The sequence below is a fragment of the Mycobacterium sp. TH-M106 genome, from assembly GCF_057473765.1.
This window is the reverse complement of record NZ_JBYCLE010000435.1, coordinates 1-17,142: the sequence shown is the minus strand read 5'-3', so window position 1 is coordinate 17,142 and position 17,142 is coordinate 1. Positions and strand designations below refer to the sequence as shown.

The 17,142-nt window shown below is 66.8% G+C and carries 17 protein-coding genes, 1 pseudogene and 1 riboswitch; of the genes and pseudogenes, 5 read left to right on the top strand and 13 right to left on the bottom strand.

Going from position 1 to position 17,142, the window contains the following annotated elements:
- The 13 genes from AC2VOP_RS15415 to AC2VOP_RS15355 form a co-directional block, all read right to left on the bottom strand.
- On the bottom strand, nt 1-1,054 hold a 1,054-nt coding region (locus AC2VOP_RS15415; protein WP_486961793.1), incomplete at its 3' end, for a YifB family Mg chelatase-like AAA ATPase.
- Nucleotides 1,054-1,428 (bottom strand): YraN family protein, encoded by a 375-nt coding sequence (locus AC2VOP_RS15410; RefSeq protein WP_486961792.1) that lies wholly within the window; start codon nt 1,426-1,428, stop codon nt 1,054-1,056. The genes AC2VOP_RS15410 and AC2VOP_RS15415, both read right to left, overlap by 1 nt.
- Before the next feature lie 92 nt (nt 1,429-1,520).
- Complete coding sequence (locus AC2VOP_RS15405; RefSeq protein WP_486961791.1) at nt 1,521-2,777, bottom strand: MFS transporter; 1,257 nt, start codon at nt 2,775-2,777, stop codon at nt 1,521-1,523.
- Entirely contained in the window at nt 2,774-3,289 is a 516-nt protein-coding gene (locus tag AC2VOP_RS15400; protein ID WP_486961790.1) for a hypothetical protein, read from the bottom strand. Before AC2VOP_RS15400 ends, AC2VOP_RS15405 begins: the two co-directional genes overlap by 4 nt.
- Nucleotides 3,290-3,330: 41 nt before the next feature.
- Complete coding sequence (locus tag AC2VOP_RS15395; protein ID WP_486961789.1) at nt 3,331-3,615, bottom strand: DUF211 domain-containing protein; 285 nt, start codon at nt 3,613-3,615, stop codon at nt 3,331-3,333.
- Nucleotides 3,616-3,723: 108 nt separating this feature from the next.
- Nucleotides 3,724-5,760: a proton-conducting transporter transmembrane domain-containing protein gene (locus AC2VOP_RS15390; RefSeq protein ID WP_486961788.1), complete on the bottom strand. Its 2,037-nt coding sequence runs from the start codon at nt 5,758-5,760 to the stop codon at nt 3,724-3,726.
- Nucleotides 5,757-6,554 (bottom strand): NADH-quinone oxidoreductase subunit B family protein, encoded by a 798-nt coding sequence (locus AC2VOP_RS15385; RefSeq protein ID WP_486961787.1) that lies wholly within the window; start codon nt 6,552-6,554, stop codon nt 5,757-5,759. The genes AC2VOP_RS15390 and AC2VOP_RS15385 overlap by 4 nt, the downstream gene beginning before the upstream one ends.
- A complete protein-coding gene (locus AC2VOP_RS15380) occupies nt 6,555-8,075 on the bottom strand; it encodes a hydrogenase large subunit (protein WP_486961786.1) in 1,521 nt (506 codons plus the stop codon).
- Nucleotides 8,072-9,583: a proton-conducting transporter transmembrane domain-containing protein gene (locus AC2VOP_RS15375; protein ID WP_486961785.1), complete on the bottom strand. Its 1,512-nt coding sequence runs from the start codon at nt 9,581-9,583 to the stop codon at nt 8,072-8,074. Before AC2VOP_RS15375 ends, AC2VOP_RS15380 begins: the two co-directional genes overlap by 4 nt.
- A 3-nt stretch (nt 9,584-9,586) precedes the next feature.
- Entirely contained in the window at nt 9,587-10,264 is a 678-nt protein-coding gene (locus AC2VOP_RS15370) for a hydrogenase (RefSeq protein WP_486961784.1), read from the bottom strand.
- 2 nt (nt 10,265-10,266) lie between these two features.
- Nucleotides 10,267-11,226, bottom strand: coding sequence for a respiratory chain complex I subunit 1 family protein (locus AC2VOP_RS15365; RefSeq protein WP_486961783.1), 960 nt, complete (start codon nt 11,224-11,226; stop codon nt 10,267-10,269).
- A complete protein-coding gene (locus AC2VOP_RS15360) occupies nt 11,223-11,408 on the bottom strand; it encodes a hypothetical protein (RefSeq protein WP_486961782.1) in 186 nt (61 codons plus the stop codon). The genes AC2VOP_RS15365 and AC2VOP_RS15360 overlap by 4 nt, the downstream gene beginning before the upstream one ends.
- 157 nt (nt 11,409-11,565) lie before the next feature.
- A complete protein-coding gene (locus AC2VOP_RS15355) occupies nt 11,566-11,877 on the bottom strand; it encodes a hypothetical protein (RefSeq protein WP_486961781.1) in 312 nt (103 codons plus the stop codon).
- Nucleotides 11,878-12,043: 166 nt separating this feature from the next.
- Nucleotides 12,044-12,105, top strand: a riboswitch (Fluoride riboswitch).
- A gap of 288 nt (nt 12,106-12,393) precedes the next feature.
- On the opposite strand from AC2VOP_RS15355, the gene AC2VOP_RS15350 reads away from it, so the two are divergent.
- The 5 genes and pseudogenes from AC2VOP_RS15350 to AC2VOP_RS15330 form a co-directional block, all read left to right on the top strand.
- Nucleotides 12,394-12,693, top strand: coding sequence for a PE family protein (locus tag AC2VOP_RS15350; RefSeq protein ID WP_486961780.1), 300 nt, complete (start codon nt 12,394-12,396; stop codon nt 12,691-12,693).
- 15 nt (nt 12,694-12,708) lie between these two features.
- Complete coding sequence (locus AC2VOP_RS15345) at nt 12,709-13,806, top strand: PPE family protein (RefSeq protein WP_486961794.1); 1,098 nt, start codon at nt 12,709-12,711, stop codon at nt 13,804-13,806.
- Nucleotides 13,807-13,847: 41 nt separating this feature from the next.
- Complete coding sequence (locus AC2VOP_RS15340; protein WP_486961779.1) at nt 13,848-14,921, top strand: PPE family protein; 1,074 nt, start codon at nt 13,848-13,850, stop codon at nt 14,919-14,921.
- Nucleotides 14,922-14,935: 14 nt separating this feature from the next.
- Nucleotides 14,936-16,471, top strand: a complete 1,536-nt coding sequence (locus AC2VOP_RS15335) for a MutS-related protein (protein WP_486961778.1) — start codon at nt 14,936-14,938, stop codon at nt 16,469-16,471.
- A pseudogene (locus AC2VOP_RS15330) lies at nt 16,468-17,142 on the top strand (MutS-related protein); the annotation flags it as partial. The gene AC2VOP_RS15335 and the pseudogene AC2VOP_RS15330, both read left to right, overlap by 4 nt.

Here is a 17,142-nt window from a genome sequence, read left to right as displayed (position 1 = left end):
ACGGGCACGTGTTGGCGGCCAGCACCAGCTGGAACCGCGCCGGGTAGCAGGCCACCCCGTCGCGGCGGGCCAGCCGGATCTCACCGTCCTCCAACGGTGTTCGCAACGCCTCCAGTGCGCTGACCCTGATCTCGGCGCACTCATCGAGGAACAGCACCCCGCGGTGCGCCCTGCTGACCGCGCCTGGCCGCGCCATTCCGGAGCCCCCGCCGACCAGTGCCGCCACGCTGGAGTTGTGGTGCGGCGCCACGAACGGCGGCCTGGTGATCAGCGGCGCGGCGCCGGACAACAGGCCGGCCACCGAGTGGATCGCGGTGACCTCCAGTGACTCGATATGGGTCAGCGGCGGCAGCAGGCCCGGAAGGCGGTGCGCCAGCATGGTTTTGCCCACGCCCGGCGGCCCGGTCAACATCAGGTGATGCGCACCGGCGGCGGCCACCTCGACGGCGAACCGTGCCTGTGCCTGTCCCACCACGTCAGCCAGGTCAGCGGCTGGTTCCGTTACCGGGGGTGCCGTGGTGATCCTGTCGGCCAGCTGCGCCGACCCGTCCAGCCAGGCGTGCAGTTGGTCCAGCGTCCGCACTCCGCGAACCTCGATCCCGTTCACCAGGCTCGCCTCGGCCAGGTTGTCCACCGGCACCACCGCGCACGCCCAGCCGTCGTGTTTGGCCGCCAACACCGCCGGCAACACTCCGTGCACCGGCCGCACCCGCCCGTCCAGCGCCAGCTCACCGAGCAGCATCGTCGTCTCAAGCCGTCGCCAGGGTGTCTTGCGGCTCGCCGAGAGCACCGCCGCGGCCAGCGCCAGGTCGTAGACCGAACCCATCTTCGGCAACGTCGCCGGTGACAGTGCCAGGGTCAACCGAGCCGTCGGCCAGCGCTGTCCACTGTTGGTGATCGCTGCCCGCACCCGGTCGCGCGACTCCTGCAGGGCCGCATCGGGCAGGCCCACCAGGTGCACACCGGGCAGGCCCGAGGTGATGTCAGCCTCGATCTCCACGATCTCGCCGTCGAGTCCGCGTACCGCGACCGAGAACGCCCGCCCCAACGCCATCACCCCACCCCCTGCAGGTGGGTGATCTGCGGTGTCGATGGGCGCAGCCGCTCAATCCGCACCCCGATCACGTCAATACGAAGCTGCGCCCAACTGGTGTCTTGGCCGGCCAGCCACAGCCCGGCCAACCGTCGCAGCCGGTGCACCTTCTCCGGCGGCACCGCGTAGGCCAGGCCGCCGAACCGGTTACCGGTGCGAGTTTTCACCTCGACGAACACCACGGTGCGTGCTCTCGGATCAGCAGCGATCACATCCAGTTCGCCGTAGCGGCAACGCCAGTTGCGGGCCAAGATCTGCAAGCCTTGCCCGGTCAGATGATCGACGGCCAGCCGTTCGCCCAACGCTCCCAGTTCGGCCCGTGTCAACGTAGTCATACCCACAGGCTGCCCGGCGGCGCCGACACCGCGGCACCGGCTGGCACCGACAATGCGTCAACCGCCGCCGCTTATCCCCAGTCCGGATGTCATCAACAACTCGGCAGATTCGGCGACGTTACCTCGGCGCCGGCCGTTCGTCGCTGGACCAGCAGAAGCAGTGGGACTGCAGCGAATTGGGCGACAACGCAGAATATGACGACGCCACCGAGAGACACCCCGAACAGCGCACCGATCACGGTGCTGCCGGCGAACCAGCTGACGCCGTAGACACCGGTGAACAACCCGTATGCCGAGGCGCGGCGGTCCGGCGACACCATTGGCGCCACCGCGGCGGGGACGATCGATTCATGCACTCCCATGCCCAGGCCCCACAGGCAGCTGCCGATAAGGGCCGGCCAGAAACCGCCGAGGAAGATCAGCGGGGCGTAGGCCGCCGAGACGACGGTGAGTGGTATCAGCACGCCGATGCCGCAGCGGTCGAACACTCGCCCGAGCACCAAGGATCCGGTGCCCGACACCGCCATCGCGGCGGCGTAGAGGAGCGGGATGGAGCTGGCCGAGACGGTCCCGCCGCGCTGGAAGTGGTAGGCCATAATCGGGAAGTCGGCGAACCCGGCGGCCACCAGCGCCGCGGCCAGAAGGTAGATCCAGAACACCCGGGGCAGCCCGCGCGTCTGCACCGCCGTCGCGGCCGTTTCCAGATCCTGTGGGCGTGGATAGAGCAGCCGTGCCACTGCGAGCAGACAGAGCATGATGCCCGCCGGGACCGCGAGCGCGGCAAAGACGAACCGGTAGTCGTCGTTCGTGCGGGCCACGACGAAGGCGACCAGCAGCGGGCCGAACATGGCGCCGAACTGATCCAGCGCCTCGTGCACACCGAAGCCCCAGCCATACCCGATGCGTTTGGCCGCGTGGGAGAGCATCGCGTCGCGGGGTGGATTGCGAATGGCCTTGCCGACCCGTTCCGCGATCACCAAAACCGCCGCCATCTGCCAACTGCCGGCCAGCGCCAGCAGCGGCACCACCGACATCTGCAGGATGTAGCCGCCGATGGTGATCGGCCAGTACAGTCCGGTACGGTCAGCGCTGCGCCCGGAGAACAGCCGCAACCCGTAGCCCAGCAGCTCCCCGAAGCCGGTGATCATCGCGATGGCCAGCGCCCCGGCGCCGAGCAGGCCCAGGAATTGTCCGACGACGCTGCGGGCTGCCTCGTGGGTGAAGTCGGCGAAGAAACTCATGGCGCCGACCATCAGCACGAATTTCAATGCCGGTGAGAACCGCCGGGGCGCGCGGCCGGGCCGGTGCCCGAACGCGGCGCCGCGCTGATCACTTACCCCGTCACTCATACCAGATGCACCCATACTCCGATGATCGTCACGATGGCGCCGGCGATGATTAGGCTGACCGCCCACACCCATCGCCGGCCGCCGACGTGTACGGCCAGCAGCACGCCCAGACCGCCCAGGGCCGCGACCGATACCACCAGGGCCATCCAGCTCGCCCCGGGTAGCAGCGCCCCCACCACCAACGGCAGCGCCGCGCCGACAAAGCTGGAGATTGCCGCCACGATCGCGATGGTGGCCGCGTCCTTGAGCACCGCCCTGCCGAGGCTTGTCGCGGCGAGCCGACCGGAACGGGTGAACATCAGTTGACGCTCGGATCGCATCAAATCCGACCGGTACTCGGCGTACTCGGCCACGAAGACGGTGAGCACCGCCGAAGAGAAGGCGACGATGCCAACCCGAGCGCCCAAGGCCACGTCCAGGCCCACACCGCTGGACACCGTTGCCGACGCCAAGACGAGCGCGTTGAGGATGCCATCGGAGAGGCCCAGTGCCGTGGCGAATAACCACCGCACGCGTGGGCGCAGCCGGTTCGCACGGCGCGGCCGCCAGCCAATCACCGGCTTCGTGGCACGTGTTCGACGATGCGGCTGCCGACGACGAGCTCATCGACGCTGTGCACCGCCGCGCCGGCCTTCTCGATGTCTCGAATCAGCTGCTGGGCGTCGATGGACTCGCCTTCAATGGTGACCTCGAGGCCGACGGTCTCCAGATCGATGTCCGTCACGGTAATGTTGACTCCCTCCACACCGGGAACTTCGTCAATCACCGCGGCCAGCTCCAACAGGTCCGGTCTGGCCAGGGCCGTGTCGACGTCGAGTTGGATGCGACGAATGTTCATCGCGGGCTCGCGACACAGTGTGAGGTCTGTGGACGCTCGCTTACCAAGGAACGCATGTCATGCTGCCTTTCTGTGGGGTTTCGTTAATAGTGCTCCGGCTAAGACCGGCTAAGACATGGCGATCACCACGGTCAGCACCGCGAGCACTGCGACCAGCATGTAGGCCATGTAGGCGTCGAGACGGCCAGACTGCAACCGCCTGGCGGATCGCGAGACGAACAAGACGCCGGTGACCAGGGGTCGGTAGAAATACCGTTCGACAACGTCGACGACGTGGACGTGGTAGGTGAACGGGCGCCGCTCGGCACCGACGCCATCGGCTGTTTCCGTCGTCTCGGCGAGATGCGACCGGGTCAACAGCACGTTGGCCAACACGTTGCGCACCGGGTTGGCGTAGGCGAATGAGGTGTAGCCGACGCCGCGGTCCACGCCCGGCGACGCCGACGACCACGGGGTTACCGCACGCGCCCGGAACGGATTCCGCCCGGCGAACACTGCCGCAAACGCCGCGATGACCATCGCCATCACCGGAAGCACGATCCACAGCCAGGTCGGCGACAACGCGGAGAACTCGTCGAACACCGGCTGCAGCACCCAAGGCGCGGCGTTGGCTCGGTGCGCCTGATCACCGACGATCGGGGTGAGACCATCTCCGATCACCCGCACCTGTATCGGCGCCAACGCCGCGACACCCAGACAACCCGCTGCCAGCGCAGCCACCCCGCAGCGATAGAGCCACTGACGGTCGACAAGCATCCGGTCGGGATCCATGGGTGGTTCGCCGATGCGCGCGGGACCGAACGCCGTGAGCGCGACGACCCGCACGAAAGTCACGCCCGCGATGCCGACCGTCAACGCCACCAACGCTCCGGTCGCCGCGGTGGAGAGCTGCATGGCCAGGCTGGCAACCCGAAACTGCTGCATCAGCGATTCCAGCGTGAACCATTCCGACGCGAAGCCGGCGGTCAACGGCAACCCGGCCAGGGTGAGCGACCCGATCACCAAACCCGTTCCCGCCCAGGGTAGGCGGCGCACCACACCACCGAGCCGGTCGAGGTCGGTGGTTCCGGTCGCCTGCTCGATCGTCGACGCCGATACGAACAGCAACGTCTTGCCCAGCGCATGCGCGATCACCTGTGCGGTGCCGGCCACCAATCCGGCGGCGACCAGTTGGGGTTGCGCCGCCGACGCGCCCATCAGCGCCACCCCGAACCCTGCGGTGATCACGCCCGCGTTTTCCACGCTCGACCATGAGATCAACGCGGCCAGATCGGGATTGACCGCGGCATGCGCGATTCCCAGGATGGCGGTCGCGCCGCCGACAACCAACACCACGCAAGCCAGCCAGACCGGCGGCGGGCCCAGGATGTGCAGGGTGCGCCACATGCCGTAGAACCCGACGTTGACCGCGACGCCGGCCATCACCGCGCGCGCAGGTCCTGCGGCCGCGGTGTACCCGCGCGGCATCCAGATGTGCGCGGGGACCAGTCCGACTTTGATGCCGAACCCCAGCAGCAGCAGCGCGTAGGCGGCCTGACCGACGGCGCTGAGCGGATCCAGCGTGCCGGCGGTGAACGCGAAGGTGTGGATGCGCCCGGCCAGCAGCAAGGCACCCATCAACACCGCTGCGCCACTGGCCTTTCCGAAAACTACGGTGCTGACCGCGCCGCCGGCCCGCTCGGGCAGTTCGCGGTCATAGCCGGCCAGCAGGTAGAACGCGACGGTCAGCAGTTCCCAGCCGAAGAGCAGCACGAAGAAGTTGTCGGTAGTCACTATCACCGCGACAGCAGCCAGCGCCATGGCGACGGCGGCAGGCAGCCGTGGCCGATCTCGATTGGCCGGTGCCGCGGCGGCGGCCAGCGCCGGCACCGCGACGCCGAACGCAATGATCAGGAAGAGCCCGGACAGCGCGTCGACGGACAAGCTGGCGGGACCGAAGCCGGCCAGCCCGCCGAGGTCGAATCGTTGCGCATCGCCGGCTAAGCCCAGCCCGCCGGCGACCACGAATGCCACCGCCGCGGCGACATTGGCCGTCCACGCGGCGGCGGTGCCCAAGCCCACTCGTCGACTGCCCTCACCGGCGAGCCCGGCATACCAGCTGATCGCTGCGGCCGTGCCCAGCAACGCCAGCCCCGCGGCGATCACCGTGTGCTCCCGGTTCTCTGCGGCGGGACACGGCCCAACGCCAGCAGGATGCCGTGCAGCACGCTGAACGGGGAGGCCGGCGCCCCGGGTACCCAGACGTCGACGGGCACCAACCGGGAGATGCCGGTGCCGCCGATGTATCCGCCGCCCAGGATCCCTCCGCTGATGGCGTCGGTGCCCACGGCGATCACCACGGTCGGCGCGGGCATCGCGGCGAGCGTTCGGCGCAGCGGCTCGGCCATCCCGGAAACACCGATACCGGTCACCAGTGCAATGTCGGCGTGCCGCGGGCTGGCGGTAAAGAAGATCCCGAGCCGGTTCACGTCGTAGACCGGGTTGGTCAACGCCTGGATCTCCCACTCGTCGCTGCCGTTGGACCCGGCGTCGACGTGGCGAAGATGCACCGAACGCCGCAGCCGCCGCACCCGTCGGGCCAGGCTCACCCGCAGTTCGGCCAGCGCCTCGTCGGACTCTTCGACATTGTCCACCACCAGGGCTGACCTGGCCAGTTCCGCTGTGGCGCAACCTTGTTCCCACCCGAACCAGCCCGGCGCCGCCGCTACGCAGCGCCCGCAGACAATGCAGCGCCCGCGATCCAGCCGGGGCCGCGGATCGGCCGAGATCGCGCGAGTGGGGCAGGCCGCGACAGCCTCGGCGACCTCCGCAGTAACAGGCGAACCAGGGTCACCGATCAGCCCGACCGCCGCCGGGAAGCCGTCGAAATAGGAGTCTGCCCGTTTGGGCCATCCCGACGTGACAATCCCATTGCGGAGCCCCCGGAAAATCCACGGCATCTACATCGCCACCCCGGCATAACACAGCCCGAAACTGGCCTCGATGAACGGAAAGTCGGTGAAGACGTCGCCAGAAAACACATCGTGAAACAACAGCATGTTGTGTAGCGAAGCGGATCGGGCGAAGCAGCGGCCGATCACGCCGCCGCGAACCTCCAGGCCGTAGAGCACTTCGCCTTGGGGTGCTTCGGCCCAGCCCAGGGCGAATCCGTCGACGACCGCCACCGCCACCCTGGTCTCGATATCGGCCAGCTCGGTGAGCCGAGCGCAGGCGAGACCGATCAGCCCGGCGGCGACATCGATTTCGGTCCACCGCACCCGCAGCCGGGCCAATGCGTCACCGTGGTTCTCGACCGCAGCCCCGTTCGCCGTGGGCAGCTCCGCATAACCGTCGTATGCCCGCCGACGGGCATCGTCGTCACAGCCCGAACCTCGCCCCACCGGTCCCAGCGCGCCGTGCGAGCCAGCCAACGCCGGATCGAGGTACCCGGTGCCGCGCAGCCGGTCCAGAAACGACGCGTCCACCATCAGCACGTCTCGATCACGACGGATCCGCTCGACGATCACCGCCACCCGCTGCGCCACCTCGGCCGGGTCCATCCGCGGCTGGGCGGTCACCCCGCCAACGCAGACAACGGAACGTCCGAACCGGTTGCCGCACAACGCCGACACCAACCTCATCACACATTCTTTGTGCCAGCCGAACCGGGCGGTGGCAACGGCAAGCCCGGCGGCGTCGCAGAGCCGCATCGCCACGTCGAGGTGGTTGGCGATGCGTTCCAGTTCGGCGTGGACCACCCGAATCAACCCTGCCCGCCGCGGCGGGGTCACGTCACAGAGTGTCTCGACGGCATGGGCGAAAGCGAGCGCGTGGGCAATCGAAGCGATACCCTCGACGCGCTCGGCGACCAAGATCCCGTCGGTCACCGGCAACATTTCGAACTGCTTGGCGATGCCCCGGTGTTTATAGTGCGGCCGGATGTTCAGATGCGGGATGTCCTCGCCGGGTGTTTCGATGAGGAATTCGATCGACTCGAACACTCCGGAGCGCACCGGCCCCAGCGGAAGGGTGAACACCCCGCCGCCACCGACGTCGACAGGTCCGTGTCGGTCGGTGGCTCGCGAACGGATGCGCCGCTTCAGCGCGGCACTTTCGGAGTATCCGGGTCGCGGTGAGAGCTGGCCGGCCTCGCGGGGCAGCAGCAGTGGGTCGAGCCGCGGATGTCCCGTCGGCACCACACCCGATAGGTCGTGCAGGGCGCGTTCATACCAAAACGCCGGCGGCACATCAGGTGTCAACGCCCGATACGACAGCGAGCCGTCGGCCTCCGGCGTTAACCACGTGCGCAGACAACTGACCACAGCGTCGCCGACGAGCAACGCATGCAGTTGTGCGGCGTCGTCGCGGTGTGCGGCATAGACGCCCGCAAAGCGCTCGCCGCCCGCGACGCGGCTTATCGTTTGCGCACGCCACTGCTCCAGCGGCAGATCGACCACCGCGGTCGCAGCCGCGGCGCTCATCGCACACCTGCCATGAGTTCGATGGCGCCGCGATTGAGCAGGTCGACCAGATCCTGCGGCGGCGCCACGCCCAGCACCAGGAGCACCAGCACTCCCACCACGACAGGTGCCACCATCCAGTTGCTGGGCTCACCGCGAACCAGCGGAAGCGATCCGGTGTCCGCCACGCCGGGTGTGGGGCTAAACAGGATTCGTGTCGTCGCCAGGGTTAGGCCGAGAAACGCCAGGGTGACCAGGCAGACCAGCGTGGCCGCGGCAGCGTTGCGGGTATCCGCGAAGCCACCGGCGACGATCTGAAACTCGCTGCGGAACAGGCCGAACGGCGGCATCGCCGATAACGCCAGGACAGCGGTGAGCAACAACGGACCCGACCACGGCAACAACCGGATGCCGTCAGCCATACGGCCGAGTTCCTTGGTGCCGAACTTGCGCACCAGCACACCCGCGCCCATGAACGCATTGCCTTTGGCGGCGGCGTGCGCCAGCACGTGCAGCAAAACACCGGACAACGCGATCGGCGCACCGAAGCTGACACCGACGGCCAGTATCCCCATGTGCTCGACGCTGGAATAGGCCAGCAGCCGTTTGATGTCGCGCTGTTCGAGCAGGTACAGCGCCGCCAGCAGCAGCGACAGCACGCCGAAGACCAACATCACCGTCTGTGGAAACCGCGGCCCGAGTGCCGCGACGCTGATCTGGTAGAAGCGCAGGATCGCGTAGAAGCTCACCGCCAGCAGCGATCCCGACAGCAGCGCCGACACCGGCGTGGGTGCCTCGGCGTGCGCGTCGGGCAGCCAGGTGTGCACCGGGAAAAGGCCCACTTTGGTGCCGAATCCCACCACGGCCAGCACGAACGCCAAACGCACCGCCGTGTGGGGTAATTGGCTAGCCGCACCAATCAACGGGTCGAATGCCAGCTGATAGGACCCACCGAGGACATCAGTTCCCGCGTAGTACATGAAGATGGTGGCCAGCAGGGCAATCCCCAGCCCGGATGAGGCGATCAGCACGTACTTCCATGCGGCCTCGGTGGCGCCCTCGGTGTTGTCCAGTGCCACCAGCAGCGCGGAGACCACTGTGGTGATTTCGACGGCGATCCACAACACGGCGAGATCGTTGACCAGCGGCGCGCAGATCATCGACCAGGCGAAGGCGTTCACACCGAGATAGAAGCGCCTGCTGTGCCGGGCGAACAGTGCCTGTTGTTCCGCCGTGTCGGTGCGCACCTCGCGCTCCTCGTCGGCGAGATAGCCGAGGGAGTAGGTCCCGACCGCCGCATACAAAAAGCAGGTTCCCAGCACAAAGATCACCGACAGCGCATCGGCACGCAGGTAACGCAGCGCCGTGATGGTGTGGTCGACACCGACCGGAACCAACGCCAGTGCCAGCACAAAGGCCATGACGCCGGTTAGCGCAGTCACCGCAGCGGCGACACGATACGGGACAACCGCGCACACTCCCGTGGTGACTAGCGGTAGGGCGATCAGCAGCACCATCAGCGCAGACATCGGCTATCCCCTGAGCCGGTCGAGCGTTGCGGTGGACAGGGACCGTGTTCTCCGGTGGTGAGTGCGCATCAACACCCCGAAGACCACGACGGCCACCAGCAGGTCGAACAGGAACGCCACTTCGAGAATCAGCGGCATTCCCGCGGCAACGACCAGACTGGCCAGCGACACACCGTTTTCCAGGGAGAAGAACCCGATGGCCTGGCTCACGACGTCACGCCGGACGATCATCAGGATGAACGCTACCAATACCACCGCCACCGACAGGCTCAACGCGGCGGTGGGCAGCACGTCGGATTCGATGCCGAGCGCACCGACGGCGAAAAACCCGAACGCGGCGACCCCGATCGAGATCAGCACTTCGTTGGCCACGCCGAGTGCGCCGCTGCCGGCGATCTCCGCGGTGACTTCCTGCAGCAGCCTAACCAGCACCATCGGGACGACGACCACTTTGAGCAACAGCGAAAGAACAGCCAGCACATACAGTTCGGGAACGTGGTGGCCGGACGCGATGACCGCGGCCAGGACGCTGACGGCCAGGGACTGTGCGGCGTAGAGCCGTATCTGCCCGCGAAACAGCGCCGACCGCAGCATCGCGAACTCCAGCAGCAGCACGATCAAGGCCACGGTGTTCGCGATTCCGTCGAAGACGGTGGGCACGTACTGACTGGCCATCAGCATCGCTAGCCGCCCCCTAGGTAGAGGGTGAATACCGCCAGCACCGACAACAACAATGCGGCCGAGACGAATTCGGTGATTTTGAACAGGCGCAGTTTCGCGTAGCTGTTGTCCAGGACGGCGACGACACAGCCGAGCAACGCGGCCTTGGCCAGAATGGCCGGGATGGCGAGCGCTACCCCGATTGGCGAAGTGTCTGACGCCAGCCCCCACGGGGCGACGAAGACGTTGAGCAGAATGACATACAGCACCAGCTGCTTGGCTGCCGAACCCCAGTGCAGCAGGGCTAGATCAGGTCCGGAGTATTCGAACGAGCGTCCCGTTTCTATCATTCCGAATTCGATAGTGCCGACGTGTGTTTCGACAGGTATACGTCCGGTCTCATACAGGATCACCATGAACAGCGCCGCCGAGGCGAGCAGGTGCGCGGGGCGAACGATCTGGTCCGGTCCGCTGCGCACCGTGGCGGCTAGTACGTACGGCAGGTCGGTAGTGGTGATCATCGCCACCGTGAAGAAGACCAGCAGCATGACCGGTTCGGTGATCGCGGCGAACGTCTTGGCGCGGCTGGACGCCAGTTGGGGGTAAGGATCGCCGGTTTCGGCCGCCGCAGCCGCGACCAGGAAGCTCGCGAACGCCAGGATCAGCCCGCCGCCGAGGATGTCCCCCATATATCCCAGTGGCAGCGCGTAACTGGTGAGCACCGGGATCAGCATCGGCACGGTGAGGTAGCAGGCGAAAGAGGCGATGGGCGCGAGGCGGAAGATCGGGCTTGCCCCCTGCGGGGTCAGCGATTCCTTCCCAAACAGTTTGACCAGGTCGAAGTAGGGCTGCAGAATCCGTGGACCGCGGCGGCCCTGCAGGCGGGCCTCGAACCAGGCAATGAAACCGCTGACACCCGGCGCTCCCCCAGCGACGGTAACCACCTGCAACCCTTGAATGACCGGTAGCGGCAGACCGGTCATCGATCGCTCGGCTCCCGGCGCCACACGTCCCCGAGGTAGCGGGCGTATCCACCACGACGCAGGTCCGCGCCGGGCAGCACCCAGTCCCCGCGATCGCGTCGCTGCACCAGCAGTACTGCATCCCCGCGGACGATAGCGACCGAGCAGCGCAGCTCGACCAGTGAATCGTCGTTCGACGTCATCGCCGCGCCCTGGTACGCACCGGCTCGCGGGAGAAAAGAGCATCCGCCATCTGCGACTCCTTCGTCCGCAGTAGCCGTCAGCCTTGCGCCGGTCGGAAGTGGGGCTTCCGGGCGGGCTCCATCACCGGTGCACGTTAACCAATGGCAATCCGGCTGGTCAAGCCGAACCTCGCGTGTGCAGGTAGTTCATCAGAACGTCTTCTGCCCGGTGATACCGCAGCGAGTCGACCCACAGCCGGTGGACGACCGATCGATCGGGAGTGTGCGCGTGGCCACCCGGGGTCGCCACGTACCCTCCGACGTCGACGTCGGCGAGCAGCGCGAGCACTGGGCCGACATCGCCGGGCTCGAGATCGGCCAACTCCGCCCAACTGCTGGCCCAGACGCCGTTGTCGGTGCCGCCCGGTGGCAGCCAGAACATGATGTCGAACTGTGCCGGGTTTCCGATCGGGCGGATCGGAGAACTCACGATGGCCCTCCGGTTTTGCTGGTGGACATGCATTTTTCCCTGGTCGATGTTCAGGGACCGTCGGCGAATCCGCAATTTGGGTGAGCCCCACCACCACCGTCGATTATGACGCGCCGGAGGTCGGTTCGCCAGCGGTTGGTTGCACCGACCCGAACATCGTGTACCATTTCGGAAAGGCGATGAGGCTCGTCGCAACTGCCACACCCGGCTAATGGCCTCTACCCAGTGACCAGATCACGGTAGAAGGCGGGTGAGCAACATATGTTGCGCGATGCCGATGTCCGGCTTGCCGGTCTCCCTGCGATGACCGGCTTCTCCCACCTGGCGGCGTCGGATTTCTTGCTTGCGTTGGCACTTCGCTGGCCATCGCCGGTCCGCGACCCGCCGCCATGACTCCGACATAGCGACTGGTTCAAGCCGGTCACGTAGGCACCCTAACCGTGTCATGCCTGCGTGAGAATGCGCTTTTGTTGCACAGTCTTTTCATCGACACCACCTTTTCAGAGAGGGCAACACATGTCTTTCGTCACCACACAGCCCGAACTACTGTCGGCGGCGGCCAGCAACTTGGCGGGTATCGGCTCGGCGATGAGCGCGCAGAACGCCGCCGCGGCCGCTCCCACCACCGGAGTCGTCCCGGCGGCCGCCGATGAGGTATCTGCGCTGACGGCAGCGCAATTCGCCGCGCATGCCCAGATGTATCAGGCGGTCAGCGCTCAGGCCGCGGCAATTCATCAACTGTTCGTGGCCACTCTGGAGACCAGCGCCGGCTCCTATGCCGCCACCGAGGCCGCCAACGCCGTCGCGACTGGATGAACGGGGCTGCCGGTGCTGGATTTCGGTGCTCTTCCGCCGGAGGTCAACTCCGCCAGCATGTATGCCGGGCCGGGCTCGGGGCCGATGCTGGCGGCGGCGGCAGCTTGGGGCACGCTGGCCGCGGAGCTGTTCGCCGCCGCGGCCGGATACCAATCGGTGCTCGTCGAGTTGGCGGAGGGATGGCTGGGTCCGGCATCGTTGTCGATGGCCACGGCGGCGGCACCGTATGTGGCGTGGCTGCATAGCACCGCCGCCACGGCCGAGCAGACCGCCGAGCAGGCCAAGGCGGCGGCGTCGGCCTACGAGTTGGCGTTCGCGATGACGGTGCCCCCGCCGGTGATCGCCGCTAACCGCAGCCTGCTGCTGGCGCTGATCGCGACGAACTTCTTCGGACAGAACACCCCGGCGATCGCGGCCACCGAGGTGCACTACGCCGAGATGTGGCTGCAGGACGCCACCGCAATGTACGGATACGCTGGGTCGTCGTCGGCCGCGAGTGCGCTGACCCCGTTCACCGAACCGCGGCACACCACCGACCCGGTCGGGCTGGCCGCCCAGGCCGGCGCGGTCGGCCACGCCACGAGCAATGCCGCTACCCAGCCGGCGACACCGCTGCCGCAGCTCGCCACACCCGCTGCGTCCACCTCATTGTCGGCGTTGGAGTCGATCGGGTTGCACGTCCCGAACGTGACGAACATCGCGGTCACGACGACGAGAGCGGCGAACTCGGGGCGCAATATTGCCATCACGAACATGCGGCTTGCGTTTCAGGCGACCCGGGAGTTGGAAGAGGCCGGCGTCTCGGCAAACCTGGTGTCTGCTACCCCGACCAGGCTCGGCGGCTCGCCGGTGGCGGCGGGAATGAACCGGGCCGGCCTGGTCGGAACGTTGTCGGTGCCACCAAGCTGGGCCGCCACCGCTGCCGAGGTCCAACCGGCCGCCGCGACGCTGCCGACATATGGGTCCGTCCCGGAAGAGGTCTGCGCTGACACGCCGCTTGCCTCCGGAAATGTCTTCAGCCAATCGGTGCTCGGGACGCTGTCTCGAGACGGACCCGATGCTCGGCGACACAAGAGCAAACGAATCATCGTTCGCTCCCCGGCGGCGGGCTAGCCAACAACAAACCAGCACGACATCAGAGAGGTTCTGCAAACATGGATTTCGGCATACTGCCTCCAGAAATCAACTCGGCGAGAATGTACTCCGGCCCTGGCAGCGGGCCGATGCTGGCTGCCGCTGCCGCGTGGAGTCAGCTCGCCCGCGAACTGCACGCCGCTGCGGCCACGTATCGGTCGGTGATCGCCGGCCTGACTGCTGACGGATGGCGAGGTCCGTCGTCGGCGATGATGGCGACTGCGGTCACGCCCTATGTGGCGTGGATGCACGGCACGGCCGCTGAGGCCGAGCAAACCTCGATCCAGGCGCGGGCCGCGGCGGGCGCTTACCAGACGGCGTTGGCGGTAACGGTGCCGCCGCCGCTGATTGCGGCGAACCGCGCCCAGTTGGCGTCGCTGATCGCGAGCAACTTCTTCGGGCAGAACAGCCCGGCGATCGCGGTCACCGAAGCCGACTACGAGCGGATGTGGGCGCAGGATAGCGCCGCCATGAACGGCTATGCCACGTCGTCGGCGGCGGCGTCGAAGCTGACGCCGTTCACCGCCCCGGCCAACCCGGTGTCGCAACCAGCCGCCGCCGCAAGCGCGCAACTCGCCGCGCCCACTCAGACAGTCGCCCTGGCGGCGCCGCTCGACTCGGCCCTGACGACCTCGGCGGTGTTGAGCGCGGCCGCGTCGACCTCGAGCACAACACTGTCCTCGTTCAGCCTCGCGACGACCAACCACGCTTTGGCGGTCAATGCGTTACGCGACGAGGCTCAGGGGATCGGACCGTTCTTGGTCGGCTCGACGGCACCGCTGGCACCGGCCAGTGCGCCACCGCTCCCCGTCACAGCGGCGTCGGCAGTGATGGGCCGGGCCATCTTGGTCAGCACGCTGTCGGTGCCGCAGTCCTGGGCCGCCACCGTCACCCCACCGGTCAACCTCGCAAGCGCGACGCTACCGGCCACCAGCGTGCCACCCGGTGCCGCCGCGCCCGCGACCCCGGCGGCGCTGCAGCCGGGCATGTTCGGCGAGGCGATGCTGGGCACACTGGCCGGGCGCGGCGTCAGCAATGCCGCCGCCAAGCTACGCCGGCCCAGTGTCATACCCCGCACCCCGGCCGCCGGATAAGGCGGTGCGCAACCATGGCGTCGTTTACCAGCATCCTGTCCCCGGGTACGCAGCCGATGGACGTCGACAAACTCCGCGCACCGGAGTGTTTTACCGATCTGCACCTGGACCACGTCGTCGCCGCGGTAACCACCGGACACGTCGATGATGACCTGGAGAAGTTCTTCTACGCGCCGCTGCACGATGTTTCGGTCGTCTCCTACCGCCATGACGTGTTCCGTGATCTCGACCGCGACGAAACCCGCCAGCCTATCGAGAACTTCGTCACCAGCATGCACACCGTGCGGCAACGCCTGCATCAGGCCGCACACGTGTACCACCCGCTGCAACAGCACGGCTGGTTCGTCTACGCCGTCGAAACCTATTGCAGCGCCGTCGCGGCGCTGCAATCTCAGCTCGCGGGAGCCGAGCTGACCTCGGCCGGCCTGCGTGGTTTCGCTGCCCACGTCGACGCCTACGTGGGCAGCGGTGGATTCCAGGCGCTGGTTGACGACACTCAGAGCATGCAGGCCGAACTACACAACATCCGCTATACCGTCCACATTGAGGGCCTACGGGTGCACGTCGAGAAGTTCACGGACCAAACCGATTACAGTGCCGACATCGCTGCGACGTTCCAGCGGTTCGCTACCGAGGCAGCCAAGGACTATCACGTCCGCTTCACCAACTTCGCCGACATGAACCATGTCGAAGAACACATCCTGGAATGCGTCGCCAAACTGTATCCGGAGACCTTTGCACGGCTCGATGCCTTCTGCACCCGCAACGCCCACTTCGCCGAGCCGGTGATCGCCCGGTTCGACCGCGAAATCCAGTTCTACCGGTGCTACCTCGCTTTCATCCGCCGCTTCACCGCTGCCGGCCTGAGTTTCAGCTACCCCGAGGTCACCGTAGAGCCCGGCGTGGTTCGCGCCGACGACGCCTTCGACCTCGCTCTGGCGATCAAATTGGTGGATGAGGACAAACCTGTCATACGCAATAGCTTTCGCCTATCGGGGCTGGAACGGATCTTCGTCGTCACCGGCCCCAACCAGGGCGGTAAGACGACATTCGCCAGAACCATTGGACAATGCGCCTTTCTCGCGTCGCTGGGCTGTCCGGTGCCGGCAAGCCGTGCCGAGCTGACCCTGCCCGATCAGATCTACACCCACTTCGAACGACAGGAGACGCTGTCGACGCTGCGCGGCAAGCTCGACGACGAACTGGTGCGCATCCACGACATCCTGTCCCGCGCCACCGAAGCGAGCATCGTCGTCATGAATGAGAGCTTCGCCTCCACCACCGTCAACGATGCGCTGCTGATCGGCACCGAAGTGCTGCGACGCATCATCAAACTTGGCTGCGTGGCGGTCTACGTCAGCTTCCTCGACGAGCTGGCCAGCTTCGACCCAGCCTGCGTCAGCATGGTCGGCGAAGTCGCACACAATGATCCGACCCGGCGGACATTCGAATTCACCCGCAGACCCGCCGACGGCCTGGCCTACGCTGCGGCATTGGCCGATAAATACGGACTTAACCACGATGTCTTACGGCGAAGGATCGCCCGATGAAAGTCCGGCTGCTCCATCCCGACCGCGACCTCGACCTGGCGCCCCGGTTGCCCTGGCGGCTGGGCGATCTCATCGACGACGACCTGGAGCTGCCGCGGGTCTACCGGGCCATGGCGGCCGGTGACAGTTTTCTGCTCGACATCGTCAAGAAGGTAGTGCCGCTCAGTGTCACCGATCCCGAAGTGATCGTCTACCGCCAACAGGTGCTGGCCGACTGTCTGGCCAATCACGCTGTGGTGAAACAACTGTACGACCTCGCTGTTGACGGCGCTGAAGTACAGCGCAAGGTCTTTCTCGGCGGCCTGCTGTCCCGCGAACCGGCGGGCATCCTGCGCCGATCGGTTCGGATCCTGGAACACCTCACCGACAACCTCAAACAACTGCGCGCCCTGGCCGACCGGCACACCGGCCAGTTCCGGTCCGCCGGATTCCAGCAGTTACTGGCGATGATCGCTGAACAGCTCTCCGACGACTACCTTCACCAACTCGACGAACAACTCGCCGAACTGCATCTGCCGCGAGGCGAGCTGCTCTCCGCTGCGCTCGGCCTGGGCAACAAGGGCGAGCACTACCTGCTGCACCAGCCGCCGCGCCGCAGCTGGTGGGACCGGCTGACCGGAAACCACGACGGCTACGGCTTCGAGATCGACGGCCGCGACGAGATCGGCGCC

Excerpts from the sequence above, each read along its gene's own strand:
- AC2VOP_RS15360 (WP_486961782.1), bottom strand. The coding sequence starts at position 11,408 with ATGACGTCGAACGACGATTCACTGGTCGAGCTGCGCTGCTCGGTCGCT.
- AC2VOP_RS15350 (WP_486961780.1), top strand. The coding sequence starts at position 12,394 with ATGTCTTTCGTCACCACACAGCCCGAACTACTGTCGGCGGCGGCCAGC.
- AC2VOP_RS15340 (WP_486961779.1), top strand. The coding sequence starts at position 13,848 with ATGGATTTCGGCATACTGCCTCCAGAAATCAACTCGGCGAGAATGTAC.
- AC2VOP_RS15335 (WP_486961778.1), top strand. The coding sequence starts at position 14,936 with ATGGCGTCGTTTACCAGCATCCTGTCCCCGGGTACGCAGCCGATGGAC.
- AC2VOP_RS15375 (WP_486961785.1), bottom strand. The coding sequence starts at position 9,583 with ATGTCTGCGCTGATGGTGCTGCTGATCGCCCTACCGCTAGTCACCACG.
- AC2VOP_RS15410 (WP_486961792.1), bottom strand. The coding sequence starts at position 1,428 with ATGACTACGTTGACACGGGCCGAACTGGGAGCGTTGGGCGAACGGCTG.
- AC2VOP_RS15405 (WP_486961791.1), bottom strand. The coding sequence starts at position 2,777 with ATGAGTGACGGGGTAAGTGATCAGCGCGGCGCCGCGTTCGGGCACCGG.
- AC2VOP_RS15370 (WP_486961784.1), bottom strand. The coding sequence starts at position 10,264 with ATGCTGATGGCCAGTCAGTACGTGCCCACCGTCTTCGACGGAATCGCG.
- AC2VOP_RS15385 (WP_486961787.1), bottom strand. The coding sequence starts at position 6,554 with ATGCCGTGGATTTTCCGGGGGCTCCGCAATGGGATTGTCACGTCGGGA.
- AC2VOP_RS15395 (WP_486961789.1), bottom strand. The coding sequence starts at position 3,615 with ATGAACATTCGTCGCATCCAACTCGACGTCGACACGGCCCTGGCCAGA.
- AC2VOP_RS15380 (WP_486961786.1), bottom strand. The coding sequence starts at position 8,075 with ATGAGCGCCGCGGCTGCGACCGCGGTGGTCGATCTGCCGCTGGAGCAG.
- AC2VOP_RS15365 (WP_486961783.1), bottom strand. The coding sequence starts at position 11,226 with ATGACCGGTCTGCCGCTACCGGTCATTCAAGGGTTGCAGGTGGTTACC.